Consider the following 14,393-nt stretch of genomic DNA (forward strand, 5'->3'; position numbering starts at 1 on the left):
TTTTATGATAGAGTGCCTTCTCTTTTTTGGCTAGTAAATAAGGTGAAAATATCCCCCGAGTAAAATATTACACATATTTTTATATAAGAATAAGGGAATATGATGGGTAAATCTGGTAATCGAATGAGAAGGACAGTGAAAAATTGTGACAATTTAAAAGACCACTGCAGTTACCACCCTTAATTATTTTTGATATGGAGTTGAGAATGTGTCATTTCCAAACGATGTGCTCTTTAAAAAAACGTTCTTTCTATTGTTCGCTTCCATGATTCTATCAGGTTGTTCATTCAATGATTTCCAAGAAAAAGTTCTACTTCCAAAGATTGATTATGAAGAAGCAGAAAAGTCAATCCAAACCTATTTAAACGAAAAATATGAAAAGGAATTTACAATTACAAAATCTGAAAGAGGTTGCACAGGGCTTGGATCCGATTGTGCCAATCATGTATATGCTTATGTTTATCCGAACAAAACACCCGAAATTACTTTTCAAGTTACTTACGATACAAAAACAAAAGAGTTATATGATAATTATTCTACATCCTATTGGGAGAATCAGGTAGAAGGTGAATTTAAGGAGCCTTTTGAAAAAACTTTTGAAGGAGTAAAATCTTTTGTCGCTGTGTATTCCAAATATAGCGATTTGGACTCTGAGCCATTTCCGTATTATCGCGACTTGCTAGATGAAGAAATGATGACTGTCCGATTTGTTGTAACGATTGATAAAAAGAAAGAAAGTGAGGAGAACTGGAGAAAAGAAGCGAAGAAATTGATTGCATTCAAACAGATGCTAATCAACGATGGAATACGTGAAAATCAGATCGGATCATTTGAGGTTGCTGTCTGGGGAAAGGAGCATGATAATCGTGATGCTGATTTGGTCTTTTTATACAAAATTAATCTGAAGTACGTCTCGACAGAAGAAACAACAATGGATGTCATAAAGGAGTACCATAAATATTAAGATTGCTTTCACATTGATGAATTCATTCCGTTTAGATGCGGTAAAGTCACTAAGTAATATCCCTTATGACGTAATACAAGCATATTTACACTAATTCCCGGATCGTATAGGGTAAAGGCGACTGTAATGGGAGAAATTTCAAGACCATAAAAATAAAGTGTTTGCTATATATAGGAAAACATTAACTTATAAAGCATCTCCCTAACTAAGACATAGAACAGTCTTATGCGTAATAGCCCTTCAGGATGTTTTGTGAAAGCAAAAAACACCCATATCGAAATCTGTGTTATGATTATCTTTAGATTGCTATATAGAAAGCGAAGGTAATTATGAACCATAAGAAAGTAACAACAAAGCGGCTCGTCCTGTACGTGTTCGGTTTATTTTTTTTGTCTTTGGGAGTTAGTTTCTCAATTGAAGCAGATCTTGGTGTATCCCCCGTATCTTCTTTAGCTTATGCCCTCACGTTATCGGCAGGTTTATCAATTGGTATTACAACTGTACTTTCAAATGTTTTATATGTGATTGTTCAAATCATTTTAAATAAACGTATCGATATGCGAGAGTTTGCTGTTCAGTTTATTATTTTGTTTTTATTTGGGTTCTTTATGGATTCCACATTGTTCATTGTCCAACTGTTCCCAACTCCGGAGAATATTATTATACGTTTGTTTTATTTAATTATTAGTTTATTTATTATAGCAGCGGGTTTGCTCTGTTATTCTACAGCGAAGTTGCCTTTAATGCCTTACGATGCATTAACGTTCGTTATTCGTGATCGATTTAAACTAGAGTTTAGTAAAGCAAAAATGGCGAGTGATGGAATCAATGTATTTGTGTCTGCCACCATTTGTTTGACTTTCGTTCAATCACTTGGCTCAGTTGGAATCGGAACAATCATTGCCGCCTATTGTATCGGAAAAATTATTGGCTTGATGAAAGTATATTTCTACAAGCCTCTTTATCAGTGGGTTTACGAACAAAAATCTAGTGATGAAAAAACTAATGTCGTTTAGTGACATCCTGTAGAACCTGTGTCCGAACTTAGCCACTACACCTCTAAATGTCAACATTTGGAGGTGTAGCTCATAAGCTCATTCATATTCTATTCCGGTACAACTTTAGCTTGTTCGGGAGCAACTTGTCTGCTTTCTATTTTTTTTACGATAAAAATACTTACTTCGTACAATAACACCATCGGAATTAATACGATGAGTTGACTAATAAAATCCGGAGGCGTAATGAGTGCTGAAAAAATGGCTATGACGAGATAGGACCACTTCCGGATGTTTTTCATCGTTTCAGATGTCAATACCCCGATAGAAGCTAAAAACATAGCGATAATCGGAAGTTCAAATAAAAAGCCAAGTGGGATCGTCGTTATGAGCAAAAAATGTACATATTCTTGTGCAGAAACAATAATATCAAAATTCATTGCACCAAAATTCATTAAAAAGTGATAACTCAACGGATTGACGACGAAATACCCGAAAGCAACACCTATCACAAATAATAAAAACATGATAGGAGAATAAAGTCCAATGTACCGAACTTCATTTTTTTTCAATCCCGGTTTTACGAACTGCCACATGAAGTGGATGAGAAATGGCAAAGAAAGCCCGAGTGCCAATGTAACAGAAATCGATGTATAAAATTTTACGATTTGAAACGGTCCGAATACGACTAAATCATTTCCTTTTGTCACGATTGGAAACCATTTGTTCATCGTTGAAAATACGACGATTAAGAAAAATAGAAAAACTAGGGCACTTTTAATCAATTGTTTTCGAAGGTCAGAAAGATGGTCGGTAAGCGTTTCATTGCTCACTTCATGAAGTTTTTCTTCTTCCATTTCTTCGACTTTTACTTTTTCGGGCTTTTTATCAAGAGGGCTTAAAATTTTTCTGTTAGATCTCTGCATCGATTCCATTCATAACACCTACTATGTTACATCTGTTTTTTTAGTTTTTTCAGCGACTGGTTCATCATCCTCCATAATTTCCTTTGTTGATCTTTTGAATTCTGCTAATGTTTTTCCTACCGCTCCTCCAATTTCCGGGAGTTTTTTCGGTCCGAATACGATTAACACGATAACGAGAATAATAATTAAACCCGGTATTCCAATTTGTGCTAATCCCATAAGTGTGGCCTCCTTCGGTAATCTACTTGTTCACTAAATGGTAAAGTCATATAACGATGAAGTTGATCCCGTCTTAACGTCGATCAAACTAAACTTCCACCATCTTGACTGTATTTGATAATTCCTTCGGCACACCGGTAAGCTAACGCTCCAACCGTACCGGTCGGGTTGTATCCACTATTATGCGGAAAGTTTCCAGCCCCTACGACAAACAAGTTGTCTGCATCCCAATGCTGTAAATAATTGTTTACCACACTCGTATCGGGATCACCTCCCATAATCGTTCCTCCCGTATTATGTGTAGTCTGATATGGAACAATGTCATAATCTGTTAATGCATTCGCTTCGACCATTTCCTTAGGTTTCATTTCTTTCATGATTTCAGCCGTTTTATCCGAAATAAATTGATGGAGTGCCCGATCCTGATCGGTGAAATTATACGTCATTTGCAATAAAGGCAAACCGTACGCATCTTTGTAAGTCGGATCTAACGATAAATAATTTTCTTTATGTGGCAATGAAGCGCCTTGACCACCTACATAGAGGGAACGGGTAAAGTTATGAATCGACGCTTTCTTAAATTCAGCTCCCCATAAAGGAACATCTTGCGGTACTGGGTTACTGTTAATCGGTCGATTCCCCGATTGCACAATCCATATCCCTCCGCCATGCAAAAAGTCTAAATCGCTATGGTCAAAATTATCACCATTAAAGTCATCCATATACATTCCAAGTGCTCCAGCCCCCATGAATGTATTCATTTGATGTTCAAAAAATCCAGTTGTCCCTGTATTCACTTGATAACAGTAATTTTTCCCAAGTGTTCCTCGTCCTGTCTCAGGATCATATTGTTCTCCAATGTCAGAAACCATCAGCAGCTTCGCATTGTTTAAAACATAGCTTGTAAGTACAACGACTTCGGCTGGCTGAATAAATTCTTCTCTTGTAATGGTATCAACGTATCGAACACCTGTGACTTTATCGCCTTTTTTTAATATTTCCACGACGTTGGAATGAACCCGATATTCATAATTACCCGTCTTTTTTGCAGTCGGAATGACTGTAACTTCCGGTGCAGACTTTGCGCCATACTCACACCCGAACCGCTCACAAAATCCGCAATATTGACATGCATAAATTGTTTCGCCATCCGGATTTTCAAATGTCTCTGACAAATTGCCGGACGGTATCATATAAGGTGTATACCCTTTGTCTTTTGCAGCTTTTTCAAACTTTTTCAGAATCGGCGTTTTTTTCATCGGGGGTGTCGGATAATCATCTGATCGCTTGCCTCCTAGTGGATTATTCTCCCCTGAAATGCCAGCGACTTTTTCAAATTTATCAAAATACGGCTCTAATTCATCGTAAGTGATTCCCCAATCTTGAAGCTGAAGGTCTCGTTTTATTTTATTTTTTCCATACTTTTTCTCAGTCATCGTCTTAATTTCAAAATCATACGGAAGAAATCTGAATGTCCATCCGTTCCAGTGGGTACCCGAACCGCCAAGACCTTCTCCTAATAAAAATGATCCCATTTGTCTCATCGGCAGTGACTTTTGATCACGTCTGTTTCGAAATGTAACTGTTTCTTTCGATAAATCTTGCATTAATTCATAACGAATAGCATAGCGATACTCATCATGAATTCTTTGGTAATCCTCCGTGCCCCTTTCTTCCCCACGTTCGAGACCGACAACTTTCAAGCCCGCTTTTGCACATTCAGCAGCAATGATTCCTCCTGTCCATCCAACTCCGACTGTGACGACATCTACTTTATCCAATTTTTTTGCCATTTGTATGACTCACTCCTTAATGATCCATACTCGCCAATGATTGTGGCTCAATTTTCTTAAACTCTTCACTTTCGATATCGTTAATATATGCCATTTGGTTACCAGGATAATTTTTCATTCGCCAGCCATCCATATTATTATTGCCGCTATAAATCGGATCGGCATATGCCCCCTCCAACGTAGCGGAACGAAGCAATTGGAAAAAGAAATCGGATGTGAGCCCGTCCATTTTTACTTCTCCTTTTTGAAAGTCTGTCAAAATTTCATCCATTTGCTCACCTTCTAATTTGACAAAGCTTTCATTAAATCGACGTTGCGCTTCTTGCTCTAATTTTCGAATGCCGCGCAAAAACACTTCTTGCCGAATAAGTGGCGTTTGATACCCTTGCGTAGGCTCACCCACATCAAACGGTCCTTGCATATATTCCCTGGCGTTCACTCCGTAGCTACCTGCCAGCTGGTTATCAATAAAATAAGGAACTCCTAAACCAATCGCGCCCGGACCAAGGTCGTCTTCCGGAAAAATACGCTCTGTTGCCTGTGATAATATGTCAAAATCACGATTGTTTTTGAAAAATTTTCTACCTTTCGGGCTTGCTATGTTGCCCTCTCTTCCATCTTCTCTAGGCTTTCTGGTTCCAGAATCTTTGCGAACGTTATACCCGATCGCTCCACCTATGAGCCCACCGCCGACTAACGTCCCTGCAGCAATTCCAGAAGTCTTTAAGAAATCACGGCGAGACAAGCCTTTATCATTTTTAGCCATACTAAATAATCCCTCCTTAATGTGTTTCCTTTTTTTAATATTTCCTTATAAAGGCGGATTAATCATTAACTATGTACGTTGGTGTTTTTTGGAAGACAAAAAAGGCTGTCAGAGAATGTCTTTCTCTGACAGCCTGTAACGACATCATCTTTCCTGCTTTAAATTAAAACATTTGGGGCATAGCATAGTGATTAGATGGATATTCCTTTTGTTTTTAAGCTCAATAAAGCATAGGTATAGCAGCTGCGAAAAAGAGAACTAGTACGTACTTTATTAAGTGTCATGATTTAATTTTAAATTTAAAGAAAGCGAAGCTTGAAAATCGATTAGAAACACGCTTAAAACATTATACAAAATATAAATTACTAATCATTGATGAAATCGGCTATCTTCCGATTGATGAAGATGAACATATTCAAACGGAGAAAAAGTCGTAAGCTTAACCAAAATTTATTAGGTATGGCGGCATCCATACCTAATAAACAAATTTGTACATCGTTAAACAATCGAAAGTGTATATTGTTATCTTGACATTTATATTGGATTTTGATTGAAGATAAATATGAAAGGATGGCGATGTATGATATGTTGTTACCGATAGGATCTGTCCTATTTTCACAAAGAAAGTACACAAAAGATCATGATATTGAATAGAGGTCCCGTTGTTGAAATGGACAATGGGCAATATATTTTTGATTACTCCGGGTGTGCTTATCTCCAAGGTTAAACACCGGATGATATTTAATATTTTAATAAAAAGAATGTTGATCAAGTTGTTTTTGAAGGACACCGTGATGAACAATAAGAGCGGTGGCAACAGTTGTATGAACGTTTGGTTAAAGAAAAGAAAGGTTCTCTATGAAGATGAAAAATGACGAATACAACTAGTGAATAGTTGAAGAAAAAGTATATTTTGATAGATTTATCTGTTCGTCTTTCCATGGATTAAATACGAGTTGAAAAGTTGATAAGTATTCGTAGTACGAACTATTAATTAACATCGTCTAGGGGGATGAATCGCTTGCAAGCTTACGTGTCGATCATTAAAAGTATAGCTAGATATCGCATGGTGCAAATAAATAATAAGTATTACGTTGTTGATATCGAAGAAAGTCCTCGTTTCTTTTTCCTTCCTTTCATAACATGGGTGCATATTTATACCTTATACGAATTGGAAGAAGAACAGGCCCGTAGGATCTTTGCGTATAATGAGACAAAGGGAACTACCGGGATAGAAGCTTTCTCTGCATATTATTTCTTGATTGTTGGTATTGGTCTTGTTTTAGGAAAAACTGTTGTTTCCTCTGGAATAGCCTATATACCTTTTTTGAACAATACATTTGTTCAATGGTTGTTTTTGCTTCTTACGGTCGCCGCAATTATTTATTTTCGGTTTGTACAACATCGAAAAACGTATATAAAAATGCATCAGCTAGTCGATTTAAGTACTCTAAACCGGCAATATGTTAAATTTTATCCAGTAAACAAGATGAGCTACGTTTTTGGCTTGATAATGTGGTTGTTTTTTCTCGGGTTTACATACCTTAGTCTCGGCATCTTTTTACAGTTGAACTTATTGCTTGGACTGGTCGGGTTTTGGGCGTTTTTGTCTTTTGTAGCAATTGCATTTCGATTGTTCATCCATCCGAACTACGTTTATAAGTGTGAGTTTTACGAATAAGAAAATAGTCATGGATCGTTGTACCACTAGTAAGGTTTGTTTTGTTGAAGACGCGTTCATTTCGACAATGAACGCTCTTTATTAGCTTTCTTACGTATGAAACGGGTCTTTGTTCTATCGTTCTGGTTCGTAGCAGTTTTCGTAAAAGAATGTATAAGGAATTAAAAATGTGAAAAGGTTGCAACATCTCATACCACTGTATCGAAATAAGGAATGGAATACTGCTTTTTTTTATGATGTACGGGATCGAAAACTCGTAAAATTCCCCCACCGTAGAAAGACGTATATCGTCTATGTTGTTTTATTTCTCACTATTTTACACAAGATCATGGACTTGACTAAAAAATCTCCCCGAATTATTTAAAATAAAAATTTACAAACATAACTCAAGATATCTTCAGCATTCTAATCCTTCACATGAGCTGATGATAAATTTAAAATGCTATATCAAAATAGAGAAAATAGTGGATGGTGCAAAAACACCATAGGCGAGCTATTTCTTAGTTAGCGAATTAGATACTACCTTTGAATAAGCGTGGAAAAGGGCAGGATAAGTTATGAGACCTAGCTTAGTACGACTTTATAGAGATCAGATCTTTACACAATATATTACGATGAAACAGATGGTGATTTTTGTACCCCACGTTATTTTGTAATACTTAAAAAGGCTTTATAAAATAGAAAAAACTCTCAACCGCAATGATTGAGAGTTTACTAATTCTAAATAAATTAACGTTTTGAGAATTGTGGTGCACGACGTGCAGATTTAAGACCGTATTTATGACGTTCTTTCATTCTTGCGTCACGTGTAAGGAAGCCGGCTGATTTCAATGTTGGACGGAAATCAGGGTCTGCTTGAAGGAGCGCCCGCGCAATGCCATGACGAATTGCACCAGCTTGACCCGTATAGCCTCCGCCTTTCACGTTGACAAGCACGTCATATGTGCCTACTGTTTCTGTTTCAACGAGTGGTTGTTTTACGATTAGTTTTAATGTTTCAAGTCCAAAATAGTCATCTAAGTCACGTTTGTTGACGATGATGCGACCACTGCCTGGAACGAGGCGCACCCGTGCAACTGAGTTTTTACGGCGTCCTGTACCGTAATATTGTACTTGAGCCAAAATTGTTTCCTCCTTTTTTCTTATCCGCGTAATTCGTACGTTTCGGGTTGTTGTGCTTGATGCGGGTGCTCCGATCCACGATAAACGTGAAGTTTTTTAAACATTTGGCGTCCGAGTCTGTTTTTTGGGAGCATGCCTTTAATTGCAAGTTCAAGCATTTTCTCTGGACGTTCTGTACGCATTTCGAGTGCTGTTCTTTGTTTAATGCCACCAACGTGTCCAGTGTGACGGTAATAAATTTTGTCAGTTAATTTTTTACCTGTTAGTTCAATTTGATCTGCGTTTACGATAATCACATGGTCGCCAGTATCGACATGTGGAGTATAGATTGGTTTATGTTTGCCACGCAAAATCGTTGCAACTTCACTTGCCAAACGACCGAGTGTTTGACCCGCTGCATCGACAACAAACCATTTACGTTCAACTTCGCTCGCTTTTGCCATATATGTCGTGCGCATGAGTTTACCTCCTAATAAACTGTTCAATGTCTATGAAATTAAATGAAGTTTCGAATCCGTTTACCAACGGATTAACAGTGTGTTCAACTCGACACCACTTCGATTCAATCATTTCAAGTTTCATATTTAAAAAGTTACAAATTGTTCCAATACTTTTCTATATCCGGGGCTAGTGGAGATAGAAATACCAAAGAATATATTATATCACAAAAAAAGCTATGTCAAGTTGATTTTACTACCAGTCTTACATTTTTTTGAAACGATTTAATGATAACCGACTGACCAAAGGACTAATCCTTGAGGTGGAGCTGTTTTTCCCGCCTGTTCACGTGAGCGAGCAGCTAAAATCGTCTCCATTTCGTGCGGAGTACGTTCACCACGACCAACTTCAAGAATTGTGCCAACAAGAATTCTGACCATATGATATAAAAAACCGTTTCCCACAAAGCGAAAAACTAATTCGTCTTGCACTTCGACGAGTTCCGCTTCATAAATGGTACGCGTTTTTTCTTCTATATCTGTTTTTAGTGAACAGAAAGAAGTGAAATCATAGGTACCTTTGACAGCAACTAATGCAGCCCTCATTGCAGTAATGTTAAGCGGTTGCGGGATATGCAATGTATAATGGCGACGAAATACATCTAACACATCACTCGTGACAATCCGATAGCGATATTCTTTCTTTATCGCATCATAGCGAGCATGAAAATCATCGTTAGTCTTCTCAACAGAACGAACGACGATGTCGTCTGGAAGTAACGCTTGCATCGCCTTAGCCCAATTTTGCTCTGGAATCGACAGATTGGAGTCAAAATGAACGACTTGAGCTCTTGCATGAACACCAGCATCTGTCCGACCTGATGCGTACGTTCGAACGTACTCCCCTTTGTGAATCTTTGTGAGAGCCATTTCAAGTTCACCTTGAACCGTACGCATATTCGGTTGAATTTGATACCCTGCAAATGCAGTTCCATCATATGCGATGACTGCTTTTAACCTTGACATGCAAATCACCTTTTCCAAATAGAGGCTCGCACGAGTAACGTCTTACTTGTGTAAATTTAAAACCACCGTAGCCAAACGAGAATTGCGGTTAAAAAGGCTAGCAATAGCAATAACAGATTATCACGCAAACTCCACGTTAAAACTCGCAGCTTCGTTCTTCCTTCACCGCCTCGATAGCCACGTGCTTCCATCGCCAATGCAAGATCTTCTGCACGCTTAAACGAACTTACGAAAAGTGGAATGAGTAGAGGAACGATCGCTTTCATTCTCTCTTTAATCGGACCACTCGTAAATTCAACACCTCTTGCAGACTGAGCTTTAATAATTTTTTCTGCCTCTTCAAGTAATGTTGGAATAAATCGTAGTGCAATCGACATCATAAGTGCAAATTCATGGACAGGAAGTCGAAACCGCTTCAGAGGATTCATTAGTGTTTCTAACCCATCGGTAATTTCAATCGGCGTCGTCGTTAACGTTAACAACGATGTAAAAACAACTAAAAATAAAAGTCGCAAAGAAATAAAAGTTCCTTGAATTAGCCCTTCCGAGTAAAATTTGACAGAACCAATCTGGAAAACAACATCTCCTTCTTTCGTTAAAAAAAGATGCAGAACAAACGTAAGAATGACAATAAATAAAATCGGTTTCATCCCTCGAATAATAAATGAAAGTGGCACACGACTTAACAGCACGGCTACTAAAATAAAAAGACCGAGCACCCCATAACCGATGAAACTATTGGCTAAAAAAATAATCATAATGAATAAAAAGACTGAGACAAGCTTTGAACGCGGATCAAGACGATGAATAATTGAATCACCCGGTACATATTGTCCAATAATAATCGGAGGCATTATGCTAAGCCCTCCTTTTCTAGCATCGTGATAATTTCATCTACGAGTGCGTCGAGTGTATAGGCATTACGAGACAGCTTGACACCAAATTTTTCTTCAAGCTTCATTAGAAATTCGATCGTTTCTGGAACGTCTAAACCAACACTTCGAATCGCTTCTGGCTTGCTAAAAATGTCATCTGGCTTTCCGTGCATAAATATTGTACCTTCGTCCATGACAACAATTTCATCAGCGTAGCGTGCTGCATCTTCCATACTATGAGTGACGAGAATCGTCGTCAATTCTTTCTCTTTGTGCAACTTATAAAACATATCCATGATTTCCTTTTGTCCTCGTGGATCAAGACCTGCCGTTGGTTCGTCTAAAACTAAAACTTCTGGCTCCATAGCGAGAACACCAGCAATCGCAACACGGCGCATTTGTCCACCGCTTAAATCAAACGGAGATTTTTCAAGAACGTCATTGTCCAAGCCAATGAGTGGCAACAATTCTCGTGCTTTTCGTTTCGCTGTTTCTTCGTCTACTCCGAAGTTCATCGGTCCAAAACAAATATCTTTTTCGACCGTTTCTTCGAATAACTGATGCTCCGGGTATTGAAACACGATACCGACTTTTTTACGCAATGGTTTTAAATTTTTCGCTTTCTCATCCGCCCGAATCGTTCGATCTCCGATCGTAATTTCCCCTTTTGTCGGTTTTAACAACCCATTTAAATGTTGAATGAATGTCGACTTCCCTGAACCTGTATGACCAATGACCGCCATGTACGTATTCGTAGGAATTGTGAGTGTCATATCAACGAGGGCTAACCGTTCAAAAGGAGAGTCTGGCATATAGCGATGTTCTAAGTTTTTAACGTTAATCTCCATAGCTCATCCACCAATTCTTCATGTGTAAAGGATTGTCCGCTTAACGCTAATCCTTTTTCTAAAAGTTTTTCTTTTAACTGAATGGAAAAAGGGAGGTCAAGGTTGTATGCTTTTAGACGCTCTCCATCGTTTACAAAAATGGTTGCAGGTTCACCTTCGAGTACTTTTTCGCCTCGATTCATAACGATCATTCGGTCGGCAAGCATTGCTTCTTCTAAGTCATGCGTAATTGAAATAACGGTGATGTTTTCTTTCTCATTCAACTCTTTGACAACGTCGATTACTTCTTTGCGCCCTCTCGGATCAAGCATTGACGTCGCTTCATCTAAAATAATGATTTCGGGTTTTAATGCAATGACACCCGCAATCGCCACGCGCTGTTTTTGACCCCCTGACAGCCGATGAGGTTCATATTCGAGAAACTTTGATACGTTCACTTTCGCCATGCTTTCATCAATTCGTTTTAGCATTTCTTCACGCGGTACTCCATTATTTTCAAGTCCGAACGCAATGTCATCCATAACGGTCGTGCCGACGAACTGGTTATCCGGGTTTTGAAAGACGATACCTACTCGGCGACGAACGTCCCAAATGTGTTCTTCATCATCTGTTTGAAAACTTGCAACGGTAATCTGTCCAGAATAGGGCTGCAAAAGTCCGTTTAATAGTTTCGCGAGTGTTGATTTCCCTGACCCGTTATGCCCAACAATCGCAAGCCATTCCCCTTCAAACACAGAAAAGCTTACACCTTTTACCGCATCATTAGCGTCTTCAGAATAGCGAAAAAATACGTCATTCACTTTAATAAGTTCTTTCATCGTTGCTCCCCCCACCTGCATTCGTACTGTCAAAAGTTTTTTAATGAAAAACTGTAAAACCCTTGGTATTAATGAACTTAAGGGTAAAAAGTGTTCTCCCCCCTTTATGAGAGGAGATACTGAGGCTTTACATTGAGTGACGAGAATGATAGGCTATAAAGCCTTACGCAACAAGGATTGCTGCGTCTTTGCGTAAAGAGTCATGCTCGTGGAGGCTCAATACCAAGCCTTCAATTTTCGGAGAGTTTTCATAAATCTTTTGACGTTACTCCTGCATTGCAACTATGCGCGGAATATCCACATAAATCGAAAAAAGGTAAAAAAAAGGGCACAGAATCAAACTCTTAATCGTAAAGTGATCCTGTCCCGCCTTTTTCTCATATGCAACTATTTGATTGTGCTCACAGACGAGAGCACGTCACTTCTCGAAGCAAGATCGTCGCTTTCACTGTTTAATTCATTACACGAATTCGATAATGACCATCGGAGCGTTGTCACCACGGCGAGGACCGATTTTACGAATTCTTGTGTAACCACCTTGGCGATCCTCATAACGTCCTGCAATGTCACTAAATAGCTTTTGCACCGCATCTTGTTCCGTCTCTTCTGTCTCCGCTGTTTCTTTACGCACAAATGCTGCTGCTTGGCGTCGTGCATGTAGATCTCCACGTTTACCGAGTGTGACCATTTTTTCAACAAAAGAGCGCAATTCTTTCGCCTTCGCTTCAGTCGTTTCAATTCGTTCATTAATGATTAAATCGGTGACAAGATCGCGAAACATCGCTTTACGATGGGCCGTATCTTTGCCAAGTTTTTTATAAGCCATATGAGTGTCCCTCCTTTACACTGTTTTTCGATGTGTAAACCGCTCAACGTTTACTCTTCCTTACGTAAAGCTAAATTTAGTTCGGCAAGTTTCTCTTGAACTTCTTGAAGAGATTTACGCCCGAGGTTACGAACTTTCATCATATCTTCTTCTGTTTTTTGGGTAAGTTCGTGAACCGTATTAATCCCCGCTCGCTTGAGACAGTTATAAGAACGAACAGACAGATCGAGCTCTTCGATCGTCATTTCAAGCACTTTTTCTTTTTGGTCTTCTTCTTTTTCGACCATAATTTCTGCTTGTTGTGCTTGATCCGTTAAACCTACGAAAATGTTTAAGTGCTCCGTCAAAATCTTTGCACCTAGGGACACAGCTTCTTCAGGACCTAAGCTTCCGTTCGTCCAAACTTCAAGTGTGAGCTTATCGTAGTTTGTAACTTGTCCGACTCTCGTATTTTCAACTTGATAGTTTACACGTTCAACTGGTGTGTAAATTGAATCGACCGGAATGACACCAATTGCTAATTCTTCGGATTTATTTCCTTCTGCTTGTACGTACCCTCTGCCGCGCTTAGCGGTCATTCTCATTCGAAGTGCACCATCTTCAGCTAGTGTTGCAATCGGAAGGTCTGGATTTAATATTTCAACGTCACTATCATGAAGAATGTCCGCCGCTGTTACAACTCCTTCACCTTGAAAATCAATTTCCATCGTTTTTTCTTCATCGGAATAAATTTTCAATGCAAGCTTTTTTAAGTTCAAAATGATCATCGTTACGTCTTCAACTACACCTTTAATTGTCGAAAACTCATGTAACACTTGATCAATTTGAACCGTTGTCACAGCAGCGCCAGGTAGGGATGACAATAAAATTCTGCGAAGGGAGTTCCCGAGTGTTGTCCCGTACCCTCTTTCGAGTGGCTCGACAACAAACTTCCCGTAATTTTCTTCTTTATTGCTATCTAGCGTCATAATCTTTGGTTTTTCGATCTCTATCATCCAACAAAACCCTCCTTCAAAACGTCGGCTTCCGGTTTTATAAAAACCGAAATTCCTTTCTTAGGCGGTTCTTAGCAGCAGTAACTTTATAGCATATGCCCG

Annotated in this window: 16 protein-coding genes and 1 pseudogene; 5 read left to right on the forward strand and 12 right to left on the reverse strand. The window is 38.7% G+C overall.

What is annotated here, in order from left to right:
• Window positions 1-208 precede the first annotated feature (208 nt).
• On the forward strand, window positions 209-964 hold the full coding sequence (locus ABU914_RS08270) for a hypothetical protein (RefSeq protein WP_379669268.1): 756 nt from the start codon (window positions 209-211) through the stop codon (window positions 962-964).
• A gap of 329 nt (window positions 965-1,293) precedes the next feature.
• Window positions 1,294-1,980 carry a YczE/YyaS/YitT family protein gene (locus tag ABU914_RS08275; protein WP_379669269.1) on the forward strand — a complete coding sequence of 229 codons (687 nt, stop codon included), beginning with the start codon at window positions 1,294-1,296 and terminating at the stop codon, window positions 1,978-1,980.
• An 89-nt stretch (window positions 1,981-2,069) separates the two neighbouring features.
• Here the strand turns inward: ABU914_RS08275 and tatC are convergent, their stop codons facing one another.
• The 4 genes from tatC to ABU914_RS08295 all read right to left on the reverse strand — a co-directional run bounded on the left by tatC (window position 2,070) and on the right by ABU914_RS08295 (window position 5,663).
• Window positions 2,070-2,894: a twin-arginine translocase subunit TatC gene (tatC, locus tag ABU914_RS08280; RefSeq protein WP_379669270.1), complete on the reverse strand. Its 825-nt coding sequence runs from the start codon at window positions 2,892-2,894 to the stop codon at window positions 2,070-2,072.
• 12 nt (window positions 2,895-2,906) lie between these two features.
• Window positions 2,907-3,104, reverse strand: coding sequence for a twin-arginine translocase TatA/TatE family subunit (gene tatA / locus ABU914_RS08285; RefSeq protein WP_379669271.1), 198 nt, complete (start codon window positions 3,102-3,104; stop codon window positions 2,907-2,909).
• An 83-nt stretch (window positions 3,105-3,187) separates the two neighbouring features.
• Window positions 3,188-4,897, reverse strand: coding sequence for a GMC family oxidoreductase (locus tag ABU914_RS08290; protein WP_379669272.1), 1,710 nt, complete (start codon window positions 4,895-4,897; stop codon window positions 3,188-3,190).
• 16 nt (window positions 4,898-4,913) lie between these two features.
• Entirely contained in the window at window positions 4,914-5,663 is a 750-nt protein-coding gene (locus ABU914_RS08295; RefSeq protein WP_379669273.1) for a gluconate 2-dehydrogenase subunit 3 family protein, read from the reverse strand.
• Window positions 5,664-5,890: 227 nt separating this feature from the next.
• Between ABU914_RS08295 and ABU914_RS08300 the strand changes: the two are divergent.
• The 3 genes and pseudogenes from ABU914_RS08300 to ABU914_RS08310 form a co-directional block, all read left to right on the forward strand.
• Window positions 5,891-6,073, forward strand: a pseudogene (locus ABU914_RS08300) (ATP-binding protein); the annotation flags it as partial.
• 230 nt (window positions 6,074-6,303) lie between these two features.
• Window positions 6,304-6,390, forward strand: coding sequence for a hypothetical protein (locus ABU914_RS08305; RefSeq protein WP_379669341.1), 87 nt, complete (start codon window positions 6,304-6,306; stop codon window positions 6,388-6,390).
• Window positions 6,391-6,684: 294 nt separating this feature from the next.
• The gene (locus tag ABU914_RS08310; RefSeq protein WP_379669274.1) at window positions 6,685-7,344 is read left to right on the forward strand and encodes a DUF443 family protein; all 660 of its coding nucleotides are present in this window, start codon (window positions 6,685-6,687) and stop codon (window positions 7,342-7,344) included.
• Between the two features lie 729 nt (window positions 7,345-8,073).
• Here ABU914_RS08310 and rpsI read toward each other — a convergent pair.
• The 8 genes from rpsI to ABU914_RS08350 all read right to left on the reverse strand — a co-directional run bounded on the left by rpsI (window position 8,074) and on the right by ABU914_RS08350 (window position 14,291).
• Window positions 8,074-8,466 (reverse strand): 30S ribosomal protein S9, encoded by a 393-nt coding sequence (rpsI, locus tag ABU914_RS08315; RefSeq protein ID WP_379669275.1) that lies wholly within the window; start codon window positions 8,464-8,466, stop codon window positions 8,074-8,076.
• A gap of 20 nt (window positions 8,467-8,486) precedes the next feature.
• Window positions 8,487-8,924: a 50S ribosomal protein L13 gene (rplM, locus tag ABU914_RS08320; RefSeq protein ID WP_379669276.1), complete on the reverse strand. Its 438-nt coding sequence runs from the start codon at window positions 8,922-8,924 to the stop codon at window positions 8,487-8,489.
• Between the two features lie 264 nt (window positions 8,925-9,188).
• Window positions 9,189-9,929 (reverse strand): tRNA pseudouridine(38-40) synthase TruA, encoded by a 741-nt coding sequence (gene truA, locus ABU914_RS08325; protein ID WP_379669277.1) that lies wholly within the window; start codon window positions 9,927-9,929, stop codon window positions 9,189-9,191.
• Window positions 9,930-9,985: 56 nt separating this feature from the next.
• Complete coding sequence (locus ABU914_RS08330) at window positions 9,986-10,786, reverse strand: energy-coupling factor transporter transmembrane component T family protein (protein WP_379669342.1); 801 nt, start codon at window positions 10,784-10,786, stop codon at window positions 9,986-9,988.
• A complete protein-coding gene (locus tag ABU914_RS08335; protein ID WP_379669278.1) occupies window positions 10,783-11,652 on the reverse strand; it encodes an energy-coupling factor ABC transporter ATP-binding protein in 870 nt (289 codons plus the stop codon). The genes ABU914_RS08330 and ABU914_RS08335 overlap by 4 nt, the downstream gene beginning before the upstream one ends.
• A complete protein-coding gene (locus ABU914_RS08340) occupies window positions 11,628-12,470 on the reverse strand; it encodes an energy-coupling factor ABC transporter ATP-binding protein (RefSeq protein ID WP_379669279.1) in 843 nt (280 codons plus the stop codon). The genes ABU914_RS08335 and ABU914_RS08340 overlap by 25 nt, the downstream gene beginning before the upstream one ends.
• A 460-nt stretch (window positions 12,471-12,930) precedes the next feature.
• On the reverse strand, window positions 12,931-13,296 hold the full coding sequence (gene rplQ / locus ABU914_RS08345; RefSeq protein WP_379669280.1) for a 50S ribosomal protein L17: 366 nt from the start codon (window positions 13,294-13,296) through the stop codon (window positions 12,931-12,933).
• A gap of 50 nt (window positions 13,297-13,346) precedes the next feature.
• Window positions 13,347-14,291 carry a DNA-directed RNA polymerase subunit alpha gene (locus ABU914_RS08350; RefSeq protein WP_379669281.1) on the reverse strand — a complete coding sequence of 315 codons (945 nt, stop codon included), beginning with the start codon at window positions 14,289-14,291 and terminating at the stop codon, window positions 13,347-13,349.
• Window positions 14,292-14,393: the final 102 nt, after the last annotated feature.

Source organism: Pueribacillus sp. YX66, from assembly GCF_041725775.1.
Lineage (GTDB): Bacteria > Bacillota > Bacilli > Bacillales > UBA6769 > Pueribacillus.

Bases quoted from the DNA above. Each gene is read 5' to 3' on its own strand.
- ABU914_RS08275 (WP_379669269.1), top strand. From the start codon at position 1,294: ATGAACCATAAGAAAGTAACAACAAAGCGGCTCGTCCTGTACGTGTTC.
- tatC (WP_379669270.1), bottom strand. From the start codon at position 2,894: ATGGAATCGATGCAGAGATCTAACAGAAAAATTTTAAGCCCTCTTGAT.
- tatA (WP_379669271.1), bottom strand. From the start codon at position 3,104: ATGGGATTAGCACAAATTGGAATACCGGGTTTAATTATTATTCTCGTT.
- ABU914_RS08290 (WP_379669272.1), bottom strand. From the start codon at position 4,897: ATGGCAAAAAAATTGGATAAAGTAGATGTCGTCACAGTCGGAGTTGGA.
- ABU914_RS08295 (WP_379669273.1), bottom strand. From the start codon at position 5,663: ATGGCTAAAAATGATAAAGGCTTGTCTCGCCGTGATTTCTTAAAGACT.
- ABU914_RS08305 (WP_379669341.1), top strand. From the start codon at position 6,304: ATGATATTGAATAGAGGTCCCGTTGTTGAAATGGACAATGGGCAATAT.
- rplM (WP_379669276.1), bottom strand. From the start codon at position 8,924: ATGCGCACGACATATATGGCAAAAGCGAGCGAAGTTGAACGTAAATGG.
- truA (WP_379669277.1), bottom strand. From the start codon at position 9,929: ATGTCAAGGTTAAAAGCAGTCATCGCATATGATGGAACTGCATTTGCA.
- ABU914_RS08335 (WP_379669278.1), bottom strand. From the start codon at position 11,652: ATGGAGATTAACGTTAAAAACTTAGAACATCGCTATATGCCAGACTCT.
- ABU914_RS08340 (WP_379669279.1), bottom strand. From the start codon at position 12,470: ATGAAAGAACTTATTAAAGTGAATGACGTATTTTTTCGCTATTCTGAA.
- rplQ (WP_379669280.1), bottom strand. From the start codon at position 13,296: ATGGCTTATAAAAAACTTGGCAAAGATACGGCCCATCGTAAAGCGATG.
- ABU914_RS08350 (WP_379669281.1), bottom strand. From the start codon at position 14,291: ATGATAGAGATCGAAAAACCAAAGATTATGACGCTAGATAGCAATAAA.